This is a genomic window from Herbaspirillum sp. RV1423, from assembly GCF_000577615.1.
Lineage (GTDB): Bacteria > Pseudomonadota > Gammaproteobacteria > Burkholderiales > Burkholderiaceae_D > Herbaspirillum.
Genome location: NZ_CBXX010000022.1, coordinates 53,659 through 68,537 on the forward strand (window position 1 = coordinate 53,659; position 14,879 = coordinate 68,537).

At 58.9% G+C, this 14,879-nt stretch carries 16 protein-coding genes; 1 reads left to right on the top strand and 15 read right to left on the bottom strand.

Going from position 1 to position 14,879, the window contains the following annotated elements:
• The first annotated feature begins 120 nt into the window (after positions 1–120).
• Positions 121–3,723, top strand: coding sequence for an indolepyruvate ferredoxin oxidoreductase family protein (locus tag RV1423_RS18475; protein ID WP_034299781.1), 3,603 nt, complete (start codon positions 121–123; stop codon positions 3,721–3,723).
• A 137-nt stretch (positions 3,724–3,860) separates the two neighbouring features.
• Here RV1423_RS18475 and prmC read toward each other — a convergent pair whose 3' ends face one another.
• The 15 genes from prmC to RV1423_RS18550 all read right to left on the bottom strand — a co-directional run.
• A complete protein-coding gene (gene prmC / locus RV1423_RS18480; protein WP_034299783.1) occupies positions 3,861–4,715 on the bottom strand; it encodes a peptide chain release factor N(5)-glutamine methyltransferase in 855 nt (284 codons plus the stop codon).
• Positions 4,716–4,726: 11 nt separating this feature from the next.
• Positions 4,727–5,197 (bottom strand): disulfide bond formation protein B, encoded by a 471-nt coding sequence (locus RV1423_RS18485; RefSeq protein ID WP_034299785.1) that lies wholly within the window; start codon positions 5,195–5,197, stop codon positions 4,727–4,729.
• 310 nt (positions 5,198–5,507) lie between these two features.
• Positions 5,508–6,590 carry a peptide chain release factor 1 gene (gene prfA, locus RV1423_RS18490; protein ID WP_034299787.1) on the bottom strand — a complete coding sequence of 361 codons (1,083 nt, stop codon included), beginning with the start codon at positions 6,588–6,590 and terminating at the stop codon, positions 5,508–5,510.
• Positions 6,591–6,686: 96 nt separating this feature from the next.
• Positions 6,687–7,988 carry a glutamyl-tRNA reductase gene (hemA, locus tag RV1423_RS18495; protein ID WP_034299790.1) on the bottom strand — a complete coding sequence of 434 codons (1,302 nt, stop codon included), beginning with the start codon at positions 7,986–7,988 and terminating at the stop codon, positions 6,687–6,689.
• Positions 7,989–8,242: 254 nt separating this feature from the next.
• A complete protein-coding gene (locus RV1423_RS18500; RefSeq protein WP_155835155.1) occupies positions 8,243–8,965 on the bottom strand; it encodes a response regulator transcription factor in 723 nt (240 codons plus the stop codon).
• Between the two features lie 51 nt (positions 8,966–9,016).
• Positions 9,017–9,283, bottom strand: a complete 267-nt coding sequence (minE, locus tag RV1423_RS18505; RefSeq protein ID WP_034299792.1) for a cell division topological specificity factor MinE — start codon at positions 9,281–9,283, stop codon at positions 9,017–9,019.
• A gap of 1 nt (position 9,284) precedes the next feature.
• Complete coding sequence (minD, locus tag RV1423_RS18510) at positions 9,285–10,100, bottom strand: septum site-determining protein MinD (protein ID WP_034299794.1); 816 nt, start codon at positions 10,098–10,100, stop codon at positions 9,285–9,287.
• Between the two features lie 43 nt (positions 10,101–10,143).
• A complete protein-coding gene (minC, locus tag RV1423_RS18515; RefSeq protein ID WP_034299796.1) occupies positions 10,144–10,911 on the bottom strand; it encodes a septum site-determining protein MinC in 768 nt (255 codons plus the stop codon).
• 153 nt (positions 10,912–11,064) lie between these two features.
• On the bottom strand, positions 11,065–11,466 hold the full coding sequence (locus tag RV1423_RS18520) for an SRPBCC family protein (RefSeq protein ID WP_034299798.1): 402 nt from the start codon (positions 11,464–11,466) through the stop codon (positions 11,065–11,067).
• A gap of 267 nt (positions 11,467–11,733) precedes the next feature.
• On the bottom strand, positions 11,734–12,453 hold the full coding sequence (locus tag RV1423_RS18525; RefSeq protein ID WP_034299799.1) for a hypothetical protein: 720 nt from the start codon (positions 12,451–12,453) through the stop codon (positions 11,734–11,736).
• Positions 12,453–12,692, bottom strand: coding sequence for a hypothetical protein (locus tag RV1423_RS18530; RefSeq protein WP_155835156.1), 240 nt, complete (start codon positions 12,690–12,692; stop codon positions 12,453–12,455). The genes RV1423_RS18525 and RV1423_RS18530 overlap by 1 nt, the downstream gene beginning before the upstream one ends.
• Before the next feature lie 63 nt (positions 12,693–12,755).
• Complete coding sequence (locus RV1423_RS18535; protein ID WP_034299801.1) at positions 12,756–13,478, bottom strand: hypothetical protein; 723 nt, start codon at positions 13,476–13,478, stop codon at positions 12,756–12,758.
• Positions 13,478–13,717: a hypothetical protein gene (locus RV1423_RS18540; RefSeq protein WP_155835157.1), complete on the bottom strand. Its 240-nt coding sequence runs from the start codon at positions 13,715–13,717 to the stop codon at positions 13,478–13,480. The genes RV1423_RS18535 and RV1423_RS18540 overlap by 1 nt, the downstream gene beginning before the upstream one ends.
• Before the next feature lie 63 nt (positions 13,718–13,780).
• Positions 13,781–14,476, bottom strand: a complete 696-nt coding sequence (locus tag RV1423_RS18545) for a hypothetical protein (protein WP_034299804.1) — start codon at positions 14,474–14,476, stop codon at positions 13,781–13,783.
• 37 nt (positions 14,477–14,513) lie between these two features.
• On the bottom strand, positions 14,514–14,879 hold a 366-nt coding region (locus RV1423_RS18550), incomplete at its 5' end, for a DUF3274 domain-containing protein (RefSeq protein ID WP_155835158.1).

A 14,879-nucleotide genomic window follows, 5' to 3' on the forward strand; every position in this document is an offset into this window, starting at 1 on the left:
CTACTGTAACCGCATCAAAAGAAAGAAACGTTTTGCCCACAAGGTGAAAGAGTTTTAAATGGCGCCTCGAACGGGCGCATGTGCAATCAAAGACACGATTTTTGGCACGGAGACAAGCGTATGAACGCACCCTTACCTTCCAGTCAACGCCTGTTGCTGGATGATATTTCCCTCGACGACAAGTACGCACTGGAGCGCGGCCGGGTTTTCATGACCGGCATACAGGCATTGATACGGCTGCCGATGCTGCAGCGGCAATGCGACGTCCGGGCGGGATTGAATACGGCAGGCTACCTCACGGGCTATCGCGGCTCACCGCTGGGCACGGTCGACCAGACCGCCGCCAAGGCGCAAAAATATCTCGACGCCGCCCACGTCAGATTCCATCCCGGCATGAACGAAGACCTTGCCGCCACCGCCGTGTGGGGTACGCAACAGGTCAACCTGTTTCCGGGCGCGCAATACGACGGCGTGTTTTCGCTGTGGTACGGCAAAGGCCCCGGCGTCGATCGTTGCGGCGACGTTTTCAAACACGCCAACATGGCCGGCACATCGCGGCACGGCGGCGTGCTGGTGATCGCCGGCGATGACCATGCCGCCAAGTCCTCCACCACCGCGCACCAGAGCGAACACATCCTGAAAGCCTGCGGCATTCCCGTGCTCTATCCGTCATCGGTGCAGGAATACCTCGATTACGGCCTGCATGGCTGGGCCATGAGCCGCTACACCGGCCTGTGGGTGGCGATGAAATGTGTGACCGACATCGTCGAATCCGGCATGTCGGTGATGATCGATCCGCAACGCGTGCAACCGCTCATTCCCACCGATTTCCTGCTGCCTCCGGATGGTCTCAACATCCGCCAGCCAGACACCGTGCTCGAGCAGGAAACGCGGATGAACGTCTACAAGTGGTATGCCGCGCTGGCCTACGCGCGGGTCAACAAGCTCAACCAGATCATCTGGGACAGCCCGCATGCGCGCATCGGCATTGTTACTGCCGGCAAGTCCTATCTCGATACACGTCAGGCGCTCTACGATCTCGGCATTGACGAGCAAGTCGCGCGCGACATCGGCATCCGCCTTTACAAGATCGGCATGACCTGGCCGCTGGAAGCCGAAGGCGTGCGCGAGTTTGCACAGGGCCTGGAAGAAATCCTGGTGGTCGAAGAGAAGCGCCAGATTCTCGAATACCAGCTCAAGGAAGAACTCTACAACTGGCGCGACGACGTGCGTCCGCGCGTGGTCGGCAAGTTCGACGACACCGGCGAATGGAGCGGATCGCCGCGCGAAGGTCACGGCAACTGGTTGCTGCCGGCGACGTATGAACTGAATCCGGCGCAGATCGCGCGCGCCATCGCCACGCGCATTTCAAAATATTATGCCGGCCATCCAATCGAGCAGCGCGTCAAGGCGCGCATCGCCTATCTGGAAGCCAAGGAAGCCACGCTCAACATCAGCACCAAACCCGATCCCAACAAGGATCGCATTCCGCATTTCTGCTCCGGCTGTCCGCACAATACCTCGACCAAGTTGCCCGACGGCAGCCGCGCCCTGGCCGGCATCGGCTGCCATTACATGGTGACCTGGATGGATCGCGAATCGACCATCTTTTCGCACATGGGCGGCGAAGGCGTGACCTGGGTCGGCCAGGCGCCGTTCACCAGCGAGAAGCATGTGTTTTCCAATCTCGGCGACGGCACCTATTTCCATTCGGGTTTGCTGGCGGTGCGCGCAGCAGTGGCGGGCAAGGTCAACATGACCTACAAGATCCTCTACAACGACGCCGTCGCCATGACCGGCGGACAAGAGTTCGACGGCCCGCTCGACCCGGCCATGATTTCGCGCCAGTTGGCGGCGGAAAACGTGGCGCCCATCATCGTCGTCACCGACGAACCGGACAAATATCCCGTCGGCACGCCGTGGGCAGAAGGCGTGACGATCCGCCATCGCAGCGAACTCGATGCCGTCCAGCGTGAACTGCGCGAAGTGCCGGGCGTATCCGCGATGATCTACGACCAGACCTGCGCTTCGGAAAAGCGCCGTCGCCGCAAACGCAATGCTTATCCCGATCCGGCCAAGCGCGCCGTCATCAACGAAGCCGTGTGCGAAGGCTGCGGCGATTGCAGCGTGCAGTCCAACTGCCTGTCGGTGGAGCCGCTGGAAACCGAATTCGGCCGCAAGCGCCAGATCAACCAGTCATCATGCAACAAGGATTACTCCTGCGTGACCGGCTTCTGCCCGAGTTTCGTCACCGTGGAAGGCGGCAAGCTCAGGAAGACCAAACGCGTGTCGGCGACGAAGAATGAATCGGAAGAACAAGGCGCGGCGCCGGCCTTGCCGCAGCCGCAATTGCCAGCCATGAGCGACACCTACGGCATCATCGTCACCGGCATCGGCGGCACCGGCGTGATCACCATCGGCCAGATCCTGGCGATGGCGGCGCACGTTGAAGGCAAGGCTTGTTCGGTGCTCGACATGAGCGGCCTGGCGCAAAAGGGCGGGCCGGTGATGTCGCATGTGCGCCTGTCGGAACATGCCGACGATCTGTACTCCACGCGCGTCGGCACCGGCGCGGCGAACCTCGTGATCGGTTGCGACGTGATCGTCACCGCCAGTCGCGACGCCTTGTCGCGCATGGGCGAAGGACGCACGCATGCGGCGGTCAATTCGACGCAGATGCCGACCGCCGCTTTCGTGCGCAATCCCGACTGGCAGTTCCCGGCGGCGTCCGCCGAGAGCAGCATCCAGAACGCCTGCGGCAAGGAGCGCGTGGCGTTGATCGATGCCGGCAATATCGCCACCGCCCTGATGGGCGACGCCATTGCGACCAACATGTTCATGCTCGGCTATGCCTGGCAGCAAGGCTGGGTGCCGTTGTCGGAAGCGGCGATCCTGAAGGCCATCGAACTCAACGCCTTGTCGGTCGACTTCAACAAGCAGGCATTCGGCTGGGGCCGAGCCGCCGCGCACGATGCCGGGGCCGTGGCGCAAGCTGCGCGCCGCAACGGCATGACGGCGCAGGTGATCGACTTCAAGCGGCCGCCGTCGCTGGATGAAGTGCTGGCAAAACGCGTCGACTTCCTGACGCAGTATCAGGATGCTTCGTATGCGCGCCAGTACAGCGATTTCGTCGGGGAGGTGCGCCGTGCGGAAGCGGCTTTGGGCGAACCTGCCAAGGCGATGAAACTCAGCACGGCAGTGGCGACTTATCTGTTCAAGCTGATGGCTTACAAGGATGAATACGAAGTCGCACGCCTCTACACCGCGCCTGCTTTCCGCGAAAAAATCGCAGGCATGTTCGAAGGCGACTATCGGTTGAAATTCCACCTCGCGCCGCCGCTGCTGGCCAGGCATGACGCCAACGGCCACCTGATCAAGAAAGAATATGGTCCGTGGATGATGCGCGCCTTCGGCGTGCTGGCGAAGTTGCGCTTCCTGCGCGGCACGCCGCTTGATGTATTCGGCTATACCGCCGAGCGCAAACAGGAGCGCGGCCTGATCAGCGCATATTGCAAGACGGTGAGCGGTTTGCTGGATCGGCTCAATGCCGGCAATCTTGCACAGGCCGTGGCGATTGCGCGTATCCCGGAAGAGATTCGCGGCTATGGCCATGTCAAGGAGCGTCATCTGAAAGCGGCGAAGCAGAAGGAAGCGGATTTACTGCGAATGTTCGACGCCGGTCAGAAGCCGAATGCACCGGAAGGCGGCAAACAGGCGGCTTGATTTTTCCTGTCGACGAAACCGACAAGCATCGTCGTTCCAGCGGACGCTGGGACCCAGTGTCGTACAGCGTCCAAGGAAAGTTTGCCCGGTGCGACGAACGCCGCTGGGTCCTGACTTTCGTCAGGACGACGGTGGTTTTAGTTTGAAGCGACCGCGAGTTTTCCGCCGCTCACGCGTTCGATGCCCGCCAGATCGCGCCAGCTTTGCACTTTCGCAAAACCGCGCTGCGCCAATACATCCCGCACGGCTTCCGATTGATCATAGCCATGCTCCATCAGCAGCCATCCGCCCGCTTTCAAATACTTCGGAGCACCATTCGCAATGATCCGCAACGCCGACAAGCCGTCGGCATGATCGGTCAATGCGCCGATCGGCTCGAAGCGTAAATCTCCCTGGGAAAGATGTTCGTCGCCGGCGACGATATAAGGTGGATTGGAAACAATCAGATCCAGATACGGCTGTGCGACATCGCCGAGTGCGGCATACCAGTCGCTGCGCAAAAAAGCCACCTTCGCACCATGCCGCTGCGCATTGCCCGCGGCGACTTTCAATGCGCCTTCACTGACGTCGAGCGCCGTCATGGAAACATCCGGCCGCGTGTGCGCGATGGCCACTGCAATGGCGCCCGAACCGGTGCCCATGTCGAGCGCCTTGCCTTGTTGCGGCAAGCGTTCCAGCGCCAGCTCGACGAGCAATTCGGTATCGGGGCGCGGGATCAAGACATCCGGCGTGACTTGCATCGCCAGGCCGAAGAACTCGCGCTCGCCGACGATGTAGGCAATCGGCTCGCCTTGCAGGCGGCGGCGAAACAGCGCGGTCAGTTGCGCTGCTTCCTCGCCGGTAAGCAAGCGTTCGGATTGGGTGATGAGCTGGATGCGCGTCAGTTGCAACGCATGGCCGATCAGGATGCGATTTTCCAGCATATCGAGCGGCGCATTGTTGAGCGCTGCCGCCAGGCTGATGCCCGGCACGATATCCGTGAAATCGCTCACCGCAAAATCGCTCAGCCGCGCTTGAAGACGCGGCGCGCCAGCAGGATCGCGATGATGGCGAACCAGATCAGCGACCACTGCGGAATCGATAGGCCGAGGAAAGGATAGGGCGTGGCGCACAGGCCGTCGGCCTTGAACAGCATCGGGAACAGGTTGGCGGTCGGGATGGTGTTGAGCGAGGTTTCCAGCGGATCGATGCCGCAGGAGGTGCCGGGATGCGCCTGCACCCACAGGTGCCAGCCGGCGGTGGCGATGCCGCCGAGCGCGCCCAGCAGGCCGAGGCCGGCGCCGGTCCTGGCCGATTCGGCCGGCAGGAAGGCGAAGATGATGCAGATGATGGCAATGGCGACGAAGAAATAACGCTGGATAATGCATAGCGGACACGGCAGCATTTCTTCGACGATCTGGAGATAGAGCGCAACGCCGAGCAGGGCGATGCAGATGACGGCGACCGACAGCAACAGGAGTTTTGAGGATTTCATGGCATGAACTATTTGATGTTGTTGGAATAAAGCTGTACCTCAGAGAGAGCCTGCCGAAATTGGTTCCGGCGCCGCTGCATTGTGCCACAGGCCGCGACAATGCGCGGCTACTGGACGAACGCATTGAACAATGCCTGGCAAAAGCGTAATGTCGTTCAGTTAAGCCCATTTCCGCAAAGCAGTCGCCCCAGCGAACGCTGGGGCTAGTGTCGTGAAGACCGTCGATACGACGCTGGGTCCTGACTTTCGTCAGGACGACGGTCGTATAGAAGAAAGCTTAACTGAACGGCATTGCCGGCAAAAGCGCCTCTTATTCCTCGTCGCCCAATTGCGCCAGCAACTCCGCCTGGTGCTCTGTGATCAGCGCGTTGGTCAGTTCTTCGAGGTCGCCGTCCATGATGAAATCCAGCTTGTACAGCGTCAGGTTGATGCGGTGGTCGGTCACGCGCCCTTGCGGGAAGTTGTAAGTGCGGATGCGCTCGCTGCGGTCGCCCGAGCCGATCAGCGATTTGCGCGTCGCCGCTTCCTTGGATTGCTGTTCGCGCAGTTGCACGTCCTTGATGCGCGCCGCCAGCACCTTCAATGCCGAAGCCTTGTTCTTGTGCTGGCTGCGGTCGTCCTGGCATTCCACCACGATGCCGGTCGGCATGTGGGTGATGCGCACCGCAGAGTCGGTTTTGTTGATGTGCTGGCCGCCGGCGCCCGAGGCGCGGAAGGTGTCGATGCGGATGTCGGCCGGATTGATGTCGACATCCTCGACCTCGTCGGCTTCCGGCATCACTGCCACGGTGCAGGCCGAGGTATGGATGCGGCCTTGCGTTTCGGTGGCGGGTACGCGCTGCACGCGATGGCCGCCGGATTCGAACTTCAGGCGCGAATAGGCGCCGAAACCGGCGATGCGCACGATGACTTCCTTGTAACCGCCGATTTCCGATTCCGACGCCGACATCATTTCCACCTGCCAGCGATTGCGTTCCGCGAAGCGCGTGTACATGCGCAGCAGGTCGCCGGCGAACAGCGCCGATTCGTCGCCGCCGGTGCCGGCGCGGATTTCGAGGAAGATGTTGCGCTCATCGTTGGGGTCTTTCGGCAGCAGCATCTTTTGCAGGTCGGATTCCAGCGCTTCCATGCGGGTCTTGGCGCCGTTGATTTCTTCCTGCGCGAATTCCTTCATGTCGGGATCCGACAGCAGCCCTTGCGCCGTGGCGATGTCGTTCGCGGCCTGGGTATAGGTGTGGTACAGCGCCACCAGCGGGCCGAGTTCGGCATGCTCGCGCGTCATCTTGCGGTAGTTGTCCATGTCGGACGTGGCGTCTTCCTGCGCCAACAGACTGTTGAGTTCTTCCAGCCGTTCGGCGAGCTGGTCGAGTTTGGCGAGCATGGATGGTTTCATGGGATTGCTTCAGGTGAAATGGGGGAATGATGCGATGCCCGCGCGGCGGGCAGGGGAGGCGCCGATGTCCGGGGACACGGCAAGCGGACGGAGCCGCTAACGTTTGGTGCGGAACAGTTGCGGCAGTAATTGGACCAACTGGGTGCGCTCGTCGCCGTGCGCGTGATGCAGCGCCTGTTGCGGGCCGTGCAGGAACTTGGCGGTGAGGCCCTTGGACAACGCGTCGAGCACGCTGTCGATGTCGTCGCCCCTGGCCAGCATCTTGCGCGCGCGTTCCAGTTCGGCCATGCGCAGCGATTCGCCGGCATCGTGCAGGTCCTGGATTACGGGCACGACGGCGCGGCTGTCGATCCAGTGCATGAAGGATTGCACGCGGGTTTCGATGATGGCCTCGGCTTGCGCTACGGCAGCCTGGCGGTTTTCGACGCCGCTTTGCACCACCGACGCGAGATCGTCGACGGTGTACAGGAAGACGTCGTCCAGACGCGCGACCTCGGATTCGATATCGCGCGGCACGGCCAGGTCAACCATGAAAATCGGCTTGTGGCGGCGCGCCTTGACCGCGCGTTCCACCAGGCCGAGTCCGATGATCGGCAGCGACGAGGCGGTGCAGGACACCACGATGTCGAACCTGGCCAGTTGCGTCGGCAGATCGGCCAGGCGGATCGCCGAGCCGTTGAAGCGGTGCGCGAGCGTCTCGCCGCGATCCAGCGTGCGGTTGGCCACGGTCAGCGATTTCGGGTTCTGCGCCGCGAAATGCGTGGCGCACAGTTCGATCATTTCACCGGCGCCGATGAACAACACATTCTGTTTGGCGATCGAATCGAAAATCCGTTGCGACAGACGCACCGCGGCGGCGGCCATCGACACGCTATGCGCGCCGATCTCGGTGGTGCTGCGCACTTCCTTGGCGACCGCGAAGGTGCGCTGGAACAATTGGTGCAGATAGGTGCCGAGTCCGCCGGCGGCATCCGCCTGACGCACGGCATCCTTCATCTGGCCGAGGATCTGCGGTTCGCCCAGCACCATCGAGTCGAGCCCGGAGGCGACGCGGAAGGCATGGCGCACGGCATTGTCTTGCGGCAAGGCGTACAGGAAAGGGCGCAGTTCGGCGTAAGAAAGCTTGTGGTAATCGGCCAGGAAATGCGCGGTGCTGTCGATGGCGGCATCCACGCCGCCGTTCGCTGCCGTGCTCGCGGCGTAAAGCTCGGTGCGGTTGCAGGTCGACAGGATCGCCGCTTCACCGGTTTGCGCCAGATTGGACGTCAGGTCGGCACGGCCGAACCATGCGCGCGCCGACGCCACCGCTTGGCCGATCTGGTCGGCCGGGAATGCCACCTTTTCGCGCAGGGAAAGCGGCGCGGTAGTGTGGTTGAGTCCGACGGCAAGCAGGTGCATGGCTGGTATGGGTTTACAGAGCTCGACAGCGTGAAAATAGGAAAAATATCAATTGAATATTATACCCGCTGCGGGTCAAGGGGTTTTGAAGTGTATCAATAAAGACTATTTATGCTGACTATGGGCAGGGGGAAACAAGACAAGTTTTGTCATATGGAAAACAATTTCCCGCTACCAACTTTCCGGTTGTTCCCGTTCCGGTAAACAACCAGACGCGTCAGGAAATGGGCGTTGCGGGAAGCAGGCGTCACGCGTTATTTCTTCAGCGGCGGCGCATCCAGCCGCTCCAACTGGTAGCCGTAACCGTACACCGTGCTGAGCCGGAAACCGTTTTCCGGCTTCAACCGCAACTTGCTGCGCACGCGCGAGATGTGGGTATCGATGGTGCGGGTGGGCACTTCATTTTCGTCTTCCTGTCCCCATACGGTTTCCTGCAGATAGACGCGCGACAGCGGCCGGCCCAGGTTGCCGAACAGCAAAATCGCCAGCGCGAATTCCTTCTGCGTCAGCGCGACGTTGCGTCCGGCATGGATGACGACATGCGCCGGCGATTCGAACGCATAATCGCCGAACCGCTGAATTTGCCGTTCGTCATGCTCCGGATAGGCGCGTCGCAGCAGCAGCCTGACGCGTGCGGCGACGGCATGGCGGCGCAGCGGCTTGAATTCGGTCTCGATCGTGCCGTCGATCTGCGCCAGTTCCTGCGGCGTATCGCCGGCCAGCAGCAACACCGGGATAGGCGGCGCCTGCGTCTGTGCAATCTGCACGATCTCCGCCAGATGCGCTCCGGCGCTGGCGACGTCCACGATCAGCAAGTGCGGATGCGCGCGCCGTACGTCGGCGCGTTGCTTCACGCCGTGGCAATCGTGCGCGGGCAGGCTGCGCGCAATGAAGGCAATGTCGGCGTCGACGTGGCTGAAGATGGAAATGTTCATGGCGGGAAGAGGAAGAACCGTTTCCGCAGAAGAACGGCGCATGCACGCCGGGAACGCTGCGCCGAACGTGTCCGGCACAGCGATGTTGCAGGCTTACGGCGCGTCGGCGTCCGGCAGCACCACGTTTACGTCCAGCACTTCCAGGTTGCCCTGGCGGTCGAGCGAAATCTTGATGTCGTCGGCGTTGACCTTGGTGTACTTGGAAATGACTTCAATCAGTTCCTTGTGCAAGGCCGGCAGGAAATCGTGTCCCTGGCCTTGGCGCCCGCCACGTTCGCGCGCGATGATGATCTGCAGGCGCTCCTTGGCAGCCGTGGCGCTTTTCGCCTTGGGCGGAAACAGGAAAGAAAGCAAAGCCATGTCATTTACCTCCGAAAATACGCTGGAGCAAGCCCGGCTTTTCGTAGCTGGTAAAGCGCAGCGGCAGGTCTTCGCCGAGGAAGCGGCTGACCAGGTCCTGGTAAGCCTCGGAAACGTCGGTCTCTTTCAGGTGGATGGCCGGATTGCCCTGGTTGGAGGCGTGCAGCACGGATTCCGACTCGGGAATGATGCCGATCAGCGGGATGCGCAGGATTTCCTGGACATCAGTGTACGACAGCATTTCGCCGGCTTCGACGCGCTTGGGCGAATAGCGGGTGATCAGCAGATGTTCCTTGACCGGCTCGCCGCCGCTCAGGGCGCGGCGCGACTTGGCCTGGATGATGCCGAGGATGCGGTCGGAATCGCGCACCGAGGACACTTCCGGATTGGTCACGATGATCGCTTCGTCGGCGAAGGTCAGCGCCATCACGGCGCCGTGTTCGATGCCGGCCGGCGAATCGCAGATGATGTATTCGAAGTCCATCTTGTTGAGGTCGGCCAGCACGCGCTCCACGCCTTCTTCCGACAACGCGTCCTTGTCGCGGGTTTGCGAGGCCGGCAGGATGAACAGGTTGTCGCAGTGCTTGTCCTTGATCAGCGCCTGGTTCAACGAGGCTTCCTGGTTCACGACATTGATCAGGTCGTACACCACGCGGCGTTCGCAGCCCATGATCAGGTCGAGATTGCGCAGGCCGACGTCGAAGTCGATAACCACGGTCTTGTGTCCGCGCAAAGCCAGACCCGATGCGAAACTGGCGCTCGACGTCGTTTTGCCGACGCCGCCTTTACCGGATGTCACAACGATGATTTTTGCCACAAAAGACTCCTTAGAAATTCAGATTTGATAATTAAATGCAAAATTATTTGCTGGTATTGATCGGCAATACGTCGATGCGGTCGCCGGTCAGGCGCACCTGCACCTGTTGCTGGGCCAGTTCGGGCGGATGTCCGTTCTCAAAGGTACGGTAGACGCCGGCAATCGACACCAGTTCCGCTTCCAGGCTCGCCGCGAAGATGCGCGCGCCGGTATTGCCGCTGGCCCCGGCCAGCGCGCGGCCGCGCAAAGGCGCATACACATGGATGCTGCCGTCGGCGATGATTTCCGCGCCGTTGTTGACTGCCGCCATGATAACCAGATCGGCGCCGCGCGCATAAATGCGCTGGCCGGCGCGCACCGGCGTGTCGATGATCATGGTCGCGGCGGCCGGCGCCGCAGGAGCTTGCACCGGCGCAGCCGCCGCTGGTGCGGGGGCAGGCTTCGGCGCTTCCTCAACCGGCGCTGCCGACGCAGCTTCCTGCTGTTGCGGGCGCGGTGCGCCGCCGTCGATGGACAGGCCTTGCGCGGCGATTTCAGCATGCAGTTCTTCCGGCGCGTTGCGCACGGCCACGGCATTGAGGCGATAGCGCTTGAACAAGGCCACCAGCGCAGCCCAGTCGATGCCCGCGCCGGCAGCATCGAGGGCGCCGATGTCGAGCACCGCGAATTCGTCTTCAAAAAAGTCGGACACGCCGCCGGTCATGTCCTTCAGGGCTTTATCCAGCGCCGCCGGATCGGTTTCGTGCAGGATCGCGGAAATGGCGACCACTGTGGAGATCTTGATTTCGATCGGTTTATGAGCTTTTTGCATAAATTGTTCGGTGCCCGTGTTTTCCCGCAGGAAAACGACAGGTTCAGTGCGTTCGGGGAAGTCTTCTCAAACCGTCTTGCGCCGGCAGGCGTGCCGCCGGCCCGTGTTGGTTTGGCATTATACAGTCAGCTTGGCGGCGCGATAGAGCCCAATTTAGGCTTCCAGCAGGGCCTTGAGCGCCTCCAGGTCGCGCGTCACCCAGGCGGCATCCTCGTCGAATTTCTCCTCGCTCATCTCGGGTTGGCGGAATAAGACAAAGGTCAGCTCGCAACCGTCGCCGTTGGCGACCGCGCGCATGGGAATGAAGACGCTCGCGCCCGAAGGCAGCACCACTTCATGATCCAGCACGCCGAAATCGTTGGCCGGTGCAAAACGGACTTCCAGTTTGCCTTCCGGCGTGTCGGCGTACCACTTGCCGTCAACGTGCCGAATGCCTCGGCCCAGGCCGGAAGCCCATTTCGGCATGTTTTCGGGATCGGATGCGAAGCGATACACATCCTGCACGCTGCGCGCGATGGCGATATGGAGGACGCGGGAGGGAAGAGGCGCGGACATGATGGTCTCCTTGTGCTTGAAGGAGCCTATTATGCGGCCGGGGAAGAGGGACGCCAGAGGGAAGAGATAAGACGGCTTATAAAGCTGCCGGAGGCGGCTGCCTCCGGCAAGTTGCTGCGTTGGCAAGCCGGGTGCTTTTTCTTAAAACACCACCCGAGGCACCAGATACCCTGCGCCTTCGCGGCGCGTCAACGTCTGTGCCGTTCTGGAAGAGGCCGCCGCCCCAGTAAGGGTTGCATGCCGGATCGGTATGCAACCTTAATGCAGTCATTTTTCTTTGGGCAAATTGCTGGGGCGGATACTGGCGTCACAGGTGAAACGGTCTTGGCCGGAAGGGGTTCGTAATGGTAGGAGAGATTTTTTTGAAAGAGCGAAACCCTCCCCTTTAACGCCTTCTGGGTAAGGATTGTCAAGGTCAATATTTGGTACGAGAGGGTATTTGATCACGTACGTAGAATCAGTCGTTTGGCTTCTCTTTTCAGCCACATAAAACCCATCCTTGGCGACGAGTATGGAGTAGTTTTCAGAGGCTTTTTCCGGATCGGGATGATTCATGTAATACATACTTTTAAACGTGCGGCCACCATCGGTGGAGTAAATTAATGCAGCATCACAACCACGGCTACCGCAACCTCCAGGGAAAGCCGAGGCAAACACTAGATTTTTTTCGGTTGGATCATCGATCACAAGACGACCACGAAACAGCTCGATACCGCCTCGTCCAAGTTGAGTGCGAATATTTTCCTTTGTATTGTTGAAATACGTATCACCAAAACAGTGATCATAATTTTCCAGAGAAATAAATCGATGGTCGTCAATCCGATATATAACTTGTGGCGCGATGTCCCATTTGGGGATGAAATCCGGCTTACTGTTTTGATCTGAAATGGTATTGCTCGCGCACGCAACGACGCTGATGGAAAGCAGCGTAGTACCAATGATCTTGATTACATTCATCATCTTTTCTTTCAAAGTTGTTGTTTTCATTAAGCACCGCCGTACGTTTTATTGCTCTTGATCCGCTCTTCATCGGCTTTGCGAATCTGCTCACTAACCGTTTCAGGGGCAATCTCGGGCGGCTGGGGTGGCAACGCTTCCAATTTCCCCGTCTCGAAGTACAGGTCGGACCTGGCCCAGTCCGCCAATTTAATCAACTTGATCCAGTTCTCTCGCGTATAACTGCCGCAGAAGCCAACCGGCAAATCGTAGGCCACAACGCGCTTCATGAATTCAACATGCTCCGGCATGGTGCCGTACTCGTCGAGATTGCGCTCTGGTCATCAATGCAGCTATTTTTCTTTGGGAAGATTGCTCGGGCGGACGCTGGCATCACAGGTGAAACGGTCTTGGCCGGAAGGGGTTCGCAACGGTGGCAGCGGTTTATTCGAGAGATATTCGATGTGATATTCCTTTGGAAGCCCGGCGACAGTGCCGTATTCAATGCCGGGCGCTAACGGATATTTAGTGACGGCGTTATCAATCTTTCCTTTCCCATACTCCGTTGTCTTCACCACATAAAACCCATCCTTGGCGACGAGTATGGAGTAGTTTTCAGAGGCTTTTTCCGGATTAGGATGATTCATATAGACCATGCCCTTGAAGGTGCGACCGCCGTCGGTGGAATAAATCAAGGAAGCATTGCAGCCACGGCTGCCGCAACTGCCGGGTGGTGCCGAAGGAATGACAATGTTCATTCCGGTCGGATCGTCGATGATGAGACGGCCGCGATAGCGTTCAATGCCACCGCGCCCCAGTTCTTCGCGAATTCCTAATTTCTTGTCGATATAGTAGGTATCACCAAAACACTGTTGATAGTTCTCAAGCGAGATAAACCGGTTGTCATCGATTTTGTACAGCACCTGTGGTGGGACGTCGAATTTGGCTGGTGGATAGTTCCTTTGAGCGAGTTCGGGCAATTCAGTAACACACCCAGCTACACCGATGGAGAACAGCATTGCGCCCATGATCTTGATCACATCCATCATCTTTTCTTTCAAAGTTGTTGTTTTCATTAAGCACCGCCGTACGTTTTATTGCTCTTGATCCGCTCTTCGTCTGCTTGGCGTATCTGGTCACTAACCGTCTCACCATCAATCTCGGGCGGCATGGGCGGCAGCGCGTCCAGTTTCCCCGTCTCGAAGTACAGGTCGGACCTGGCCCAGTCCGCCAACTTAATCAACTTGATCCAGTTCTCCCGCGTATAACTGCCGCAGAAGCCAACCGGCAAATCGTAGGCGACAACGCGCTTCATGAATTCCACATGCTCAGGCATGGTGCTGTACTCGCCGAGATTGCGCTCTGGTCATCAATACAGCTATTTTTCTTTGGGCAAATTGCTGGGGCGGATGCTGGCGTCACAGGTGAAACGCTCCTGGCCGGAAGGGGTTCGCAACGGTGGCAGCGGTTTATTCGAGAGATATTCGATGTGATATCCCTTTGGAAGCCCGGTGACAGTACCGTATTCAATGCCGGGCGCTAACGGATATTTAGTGACGGCGTTATCAATCTTTCCTTTCCCATACTCGGTCGTCTTCACCACATAAAACCCATCCTTGGCGACGAGAATGGAGTAGTTTTCAGAGGCTTTAGAAGGGCGATAGCTCTGCATATAATTCATGGCTTTGAATGTCCTGCCTCCGTCGGTCGAATACAGCAAAGGAACATTGCAGCCCCTATCTCCACAATAAGAATTTGCAGCCGAAGGAACGACAATATTCATTTCATCAGAATCATCCACAATAAGACGACCCGCATAATTGGTGAAATTGCCTCTCCATAATTTGGTGCGGATGTTCGCTTTTGCATCGACGAAGTAACCATCCCCATAGCATTTGTCATAGTCTTCCAACACAATAGAACGATGGTCATCAATTCTATAAATCGTTTGTGGAGGAACATCATATTTTGGGCGAGGCGATGACTCCCCCTCCTGACTTGGCAAGCTATCGCTTGCACATCCGCCTGCGCCGATGGCGAGTACGAAAATGCCGATGATGTTGATAATGTTCATTCTGGTTTCCTTCAAGTTGTGTTGATTATTGCCAGCGTTATGCCCCGCCATAAGTTTTATGTTGCTTGATTCGCTCCTCATCGCCCTTGCGAATCTGCTCACTGACAGTCTCACGGTCAATCTCGGGCGGCTGAGGCGGCAGCGCGTCCAATTTCCCCGTCTCGAAGTACAGGTCGGACCTGGCCCAGTCCGCCAACTTAATCAACTTGATCCAGTTCTCTCGCGTATAACTGCCGCAGAAGCCAACCGGCAGATCGTAAGCAACGACACGTTTCATGAATTCAACATGCTCAGGCATGGTGCTGTGATTAGTTGGCATTGGGCGATAATTTTTAATACGGCGTTGCATTTCTTCGTCACTTTCGGCCTCACGAATTTTCCCGCTATAGATATCGTCGTGATC

Coding starts and splice junctions, on each gene's coding strand:
- RV1423_RS18540 (WP_155835157.1), bottom strand. CDS start 13,717: ATGAAGCGCGTTGTCGCCTACGATTTGCCGGTTGGCTTCTGCGGCAGT.
- RV1423_RS18530 (WP_155835156.1), bottom strand. CDS start 12,692: ATGAAGCGCGTTGTGGCCTACGATTTGCCGGTTGGCTTCTGCGGCAGT.
- RV1423_RS18520 (WP_034299798.1), bottom strand. CDS start 11,466: ATGTCCGCGCCTCTTCCCTCCCGCGTCCTCCATATCGCCATCGCGCGC.
- RV1423_RS18475 (WP_034299781.1), top strand. CDS start 121: ATGAACGCACCCTTACCTTCCAGTCAACGCCTGTTGCTGGATGATATT.
- RV1423_RS18535 (WP_034299801.1), bottom strand. CDS start 13,478: ATGAAAACAACAACTTTGAAAGAAAAGATGATGGATGTGATCAAGATC.
- RV1423_RS18525 (WP_034299799.1), bottom strand. CDS start 12,453: ATGAAAACAACAACTTTGAAAGAAAAGATGATGAATGTAATCAAGATC.
- RV1423_RS18485 (WP_034299785.1), bottom strand. CDS start 5,197: ATGAAATCCTCAAAACTCCTGTTGCTGTCGGTCGCCGTCATCTGCATC.
- RV1423_RS18545 (WP_034299804.1), bottom strand. CDS start 14,476: ATGAACATTATCAACATCATCGGCATTTTCGTACTCGCCATCGGCGCA.
- RV1423_RS18500 (WP_155835155.1), bottom strand. CDS start 8,965: ATGCGCCGTTCTTCTGCGGAAACGGTTCTTCCTCTTCCCGCCATGAAC.
- hemA (WP_034299790.1), bottom strand. CDS start 7,988: ATGCACCTGCTTGCCGTCGGACTCAACCACACTACCGCGCCGCTTTCC.
- minC (WP_034299796.1), bottom strand. CDS start 10,911: ATGCAAAAAGCTCATAAACCGATCGAAATCAAGATCTCCACAGTGGTC.
- minE (WP_034299792.1), bottom strand. CDS start 9,283: ATGGCTTTGCTTTCTTTCCTGTTTCCGCCCAAGGCGAAAAGCGCCACG.
- prfA (WP_034299787.1), bottom strand. CDS start 6,590: ATGAAACCATCCATGCTCGCCAAACTCGACCAGCTCGCCGAACGGCTG.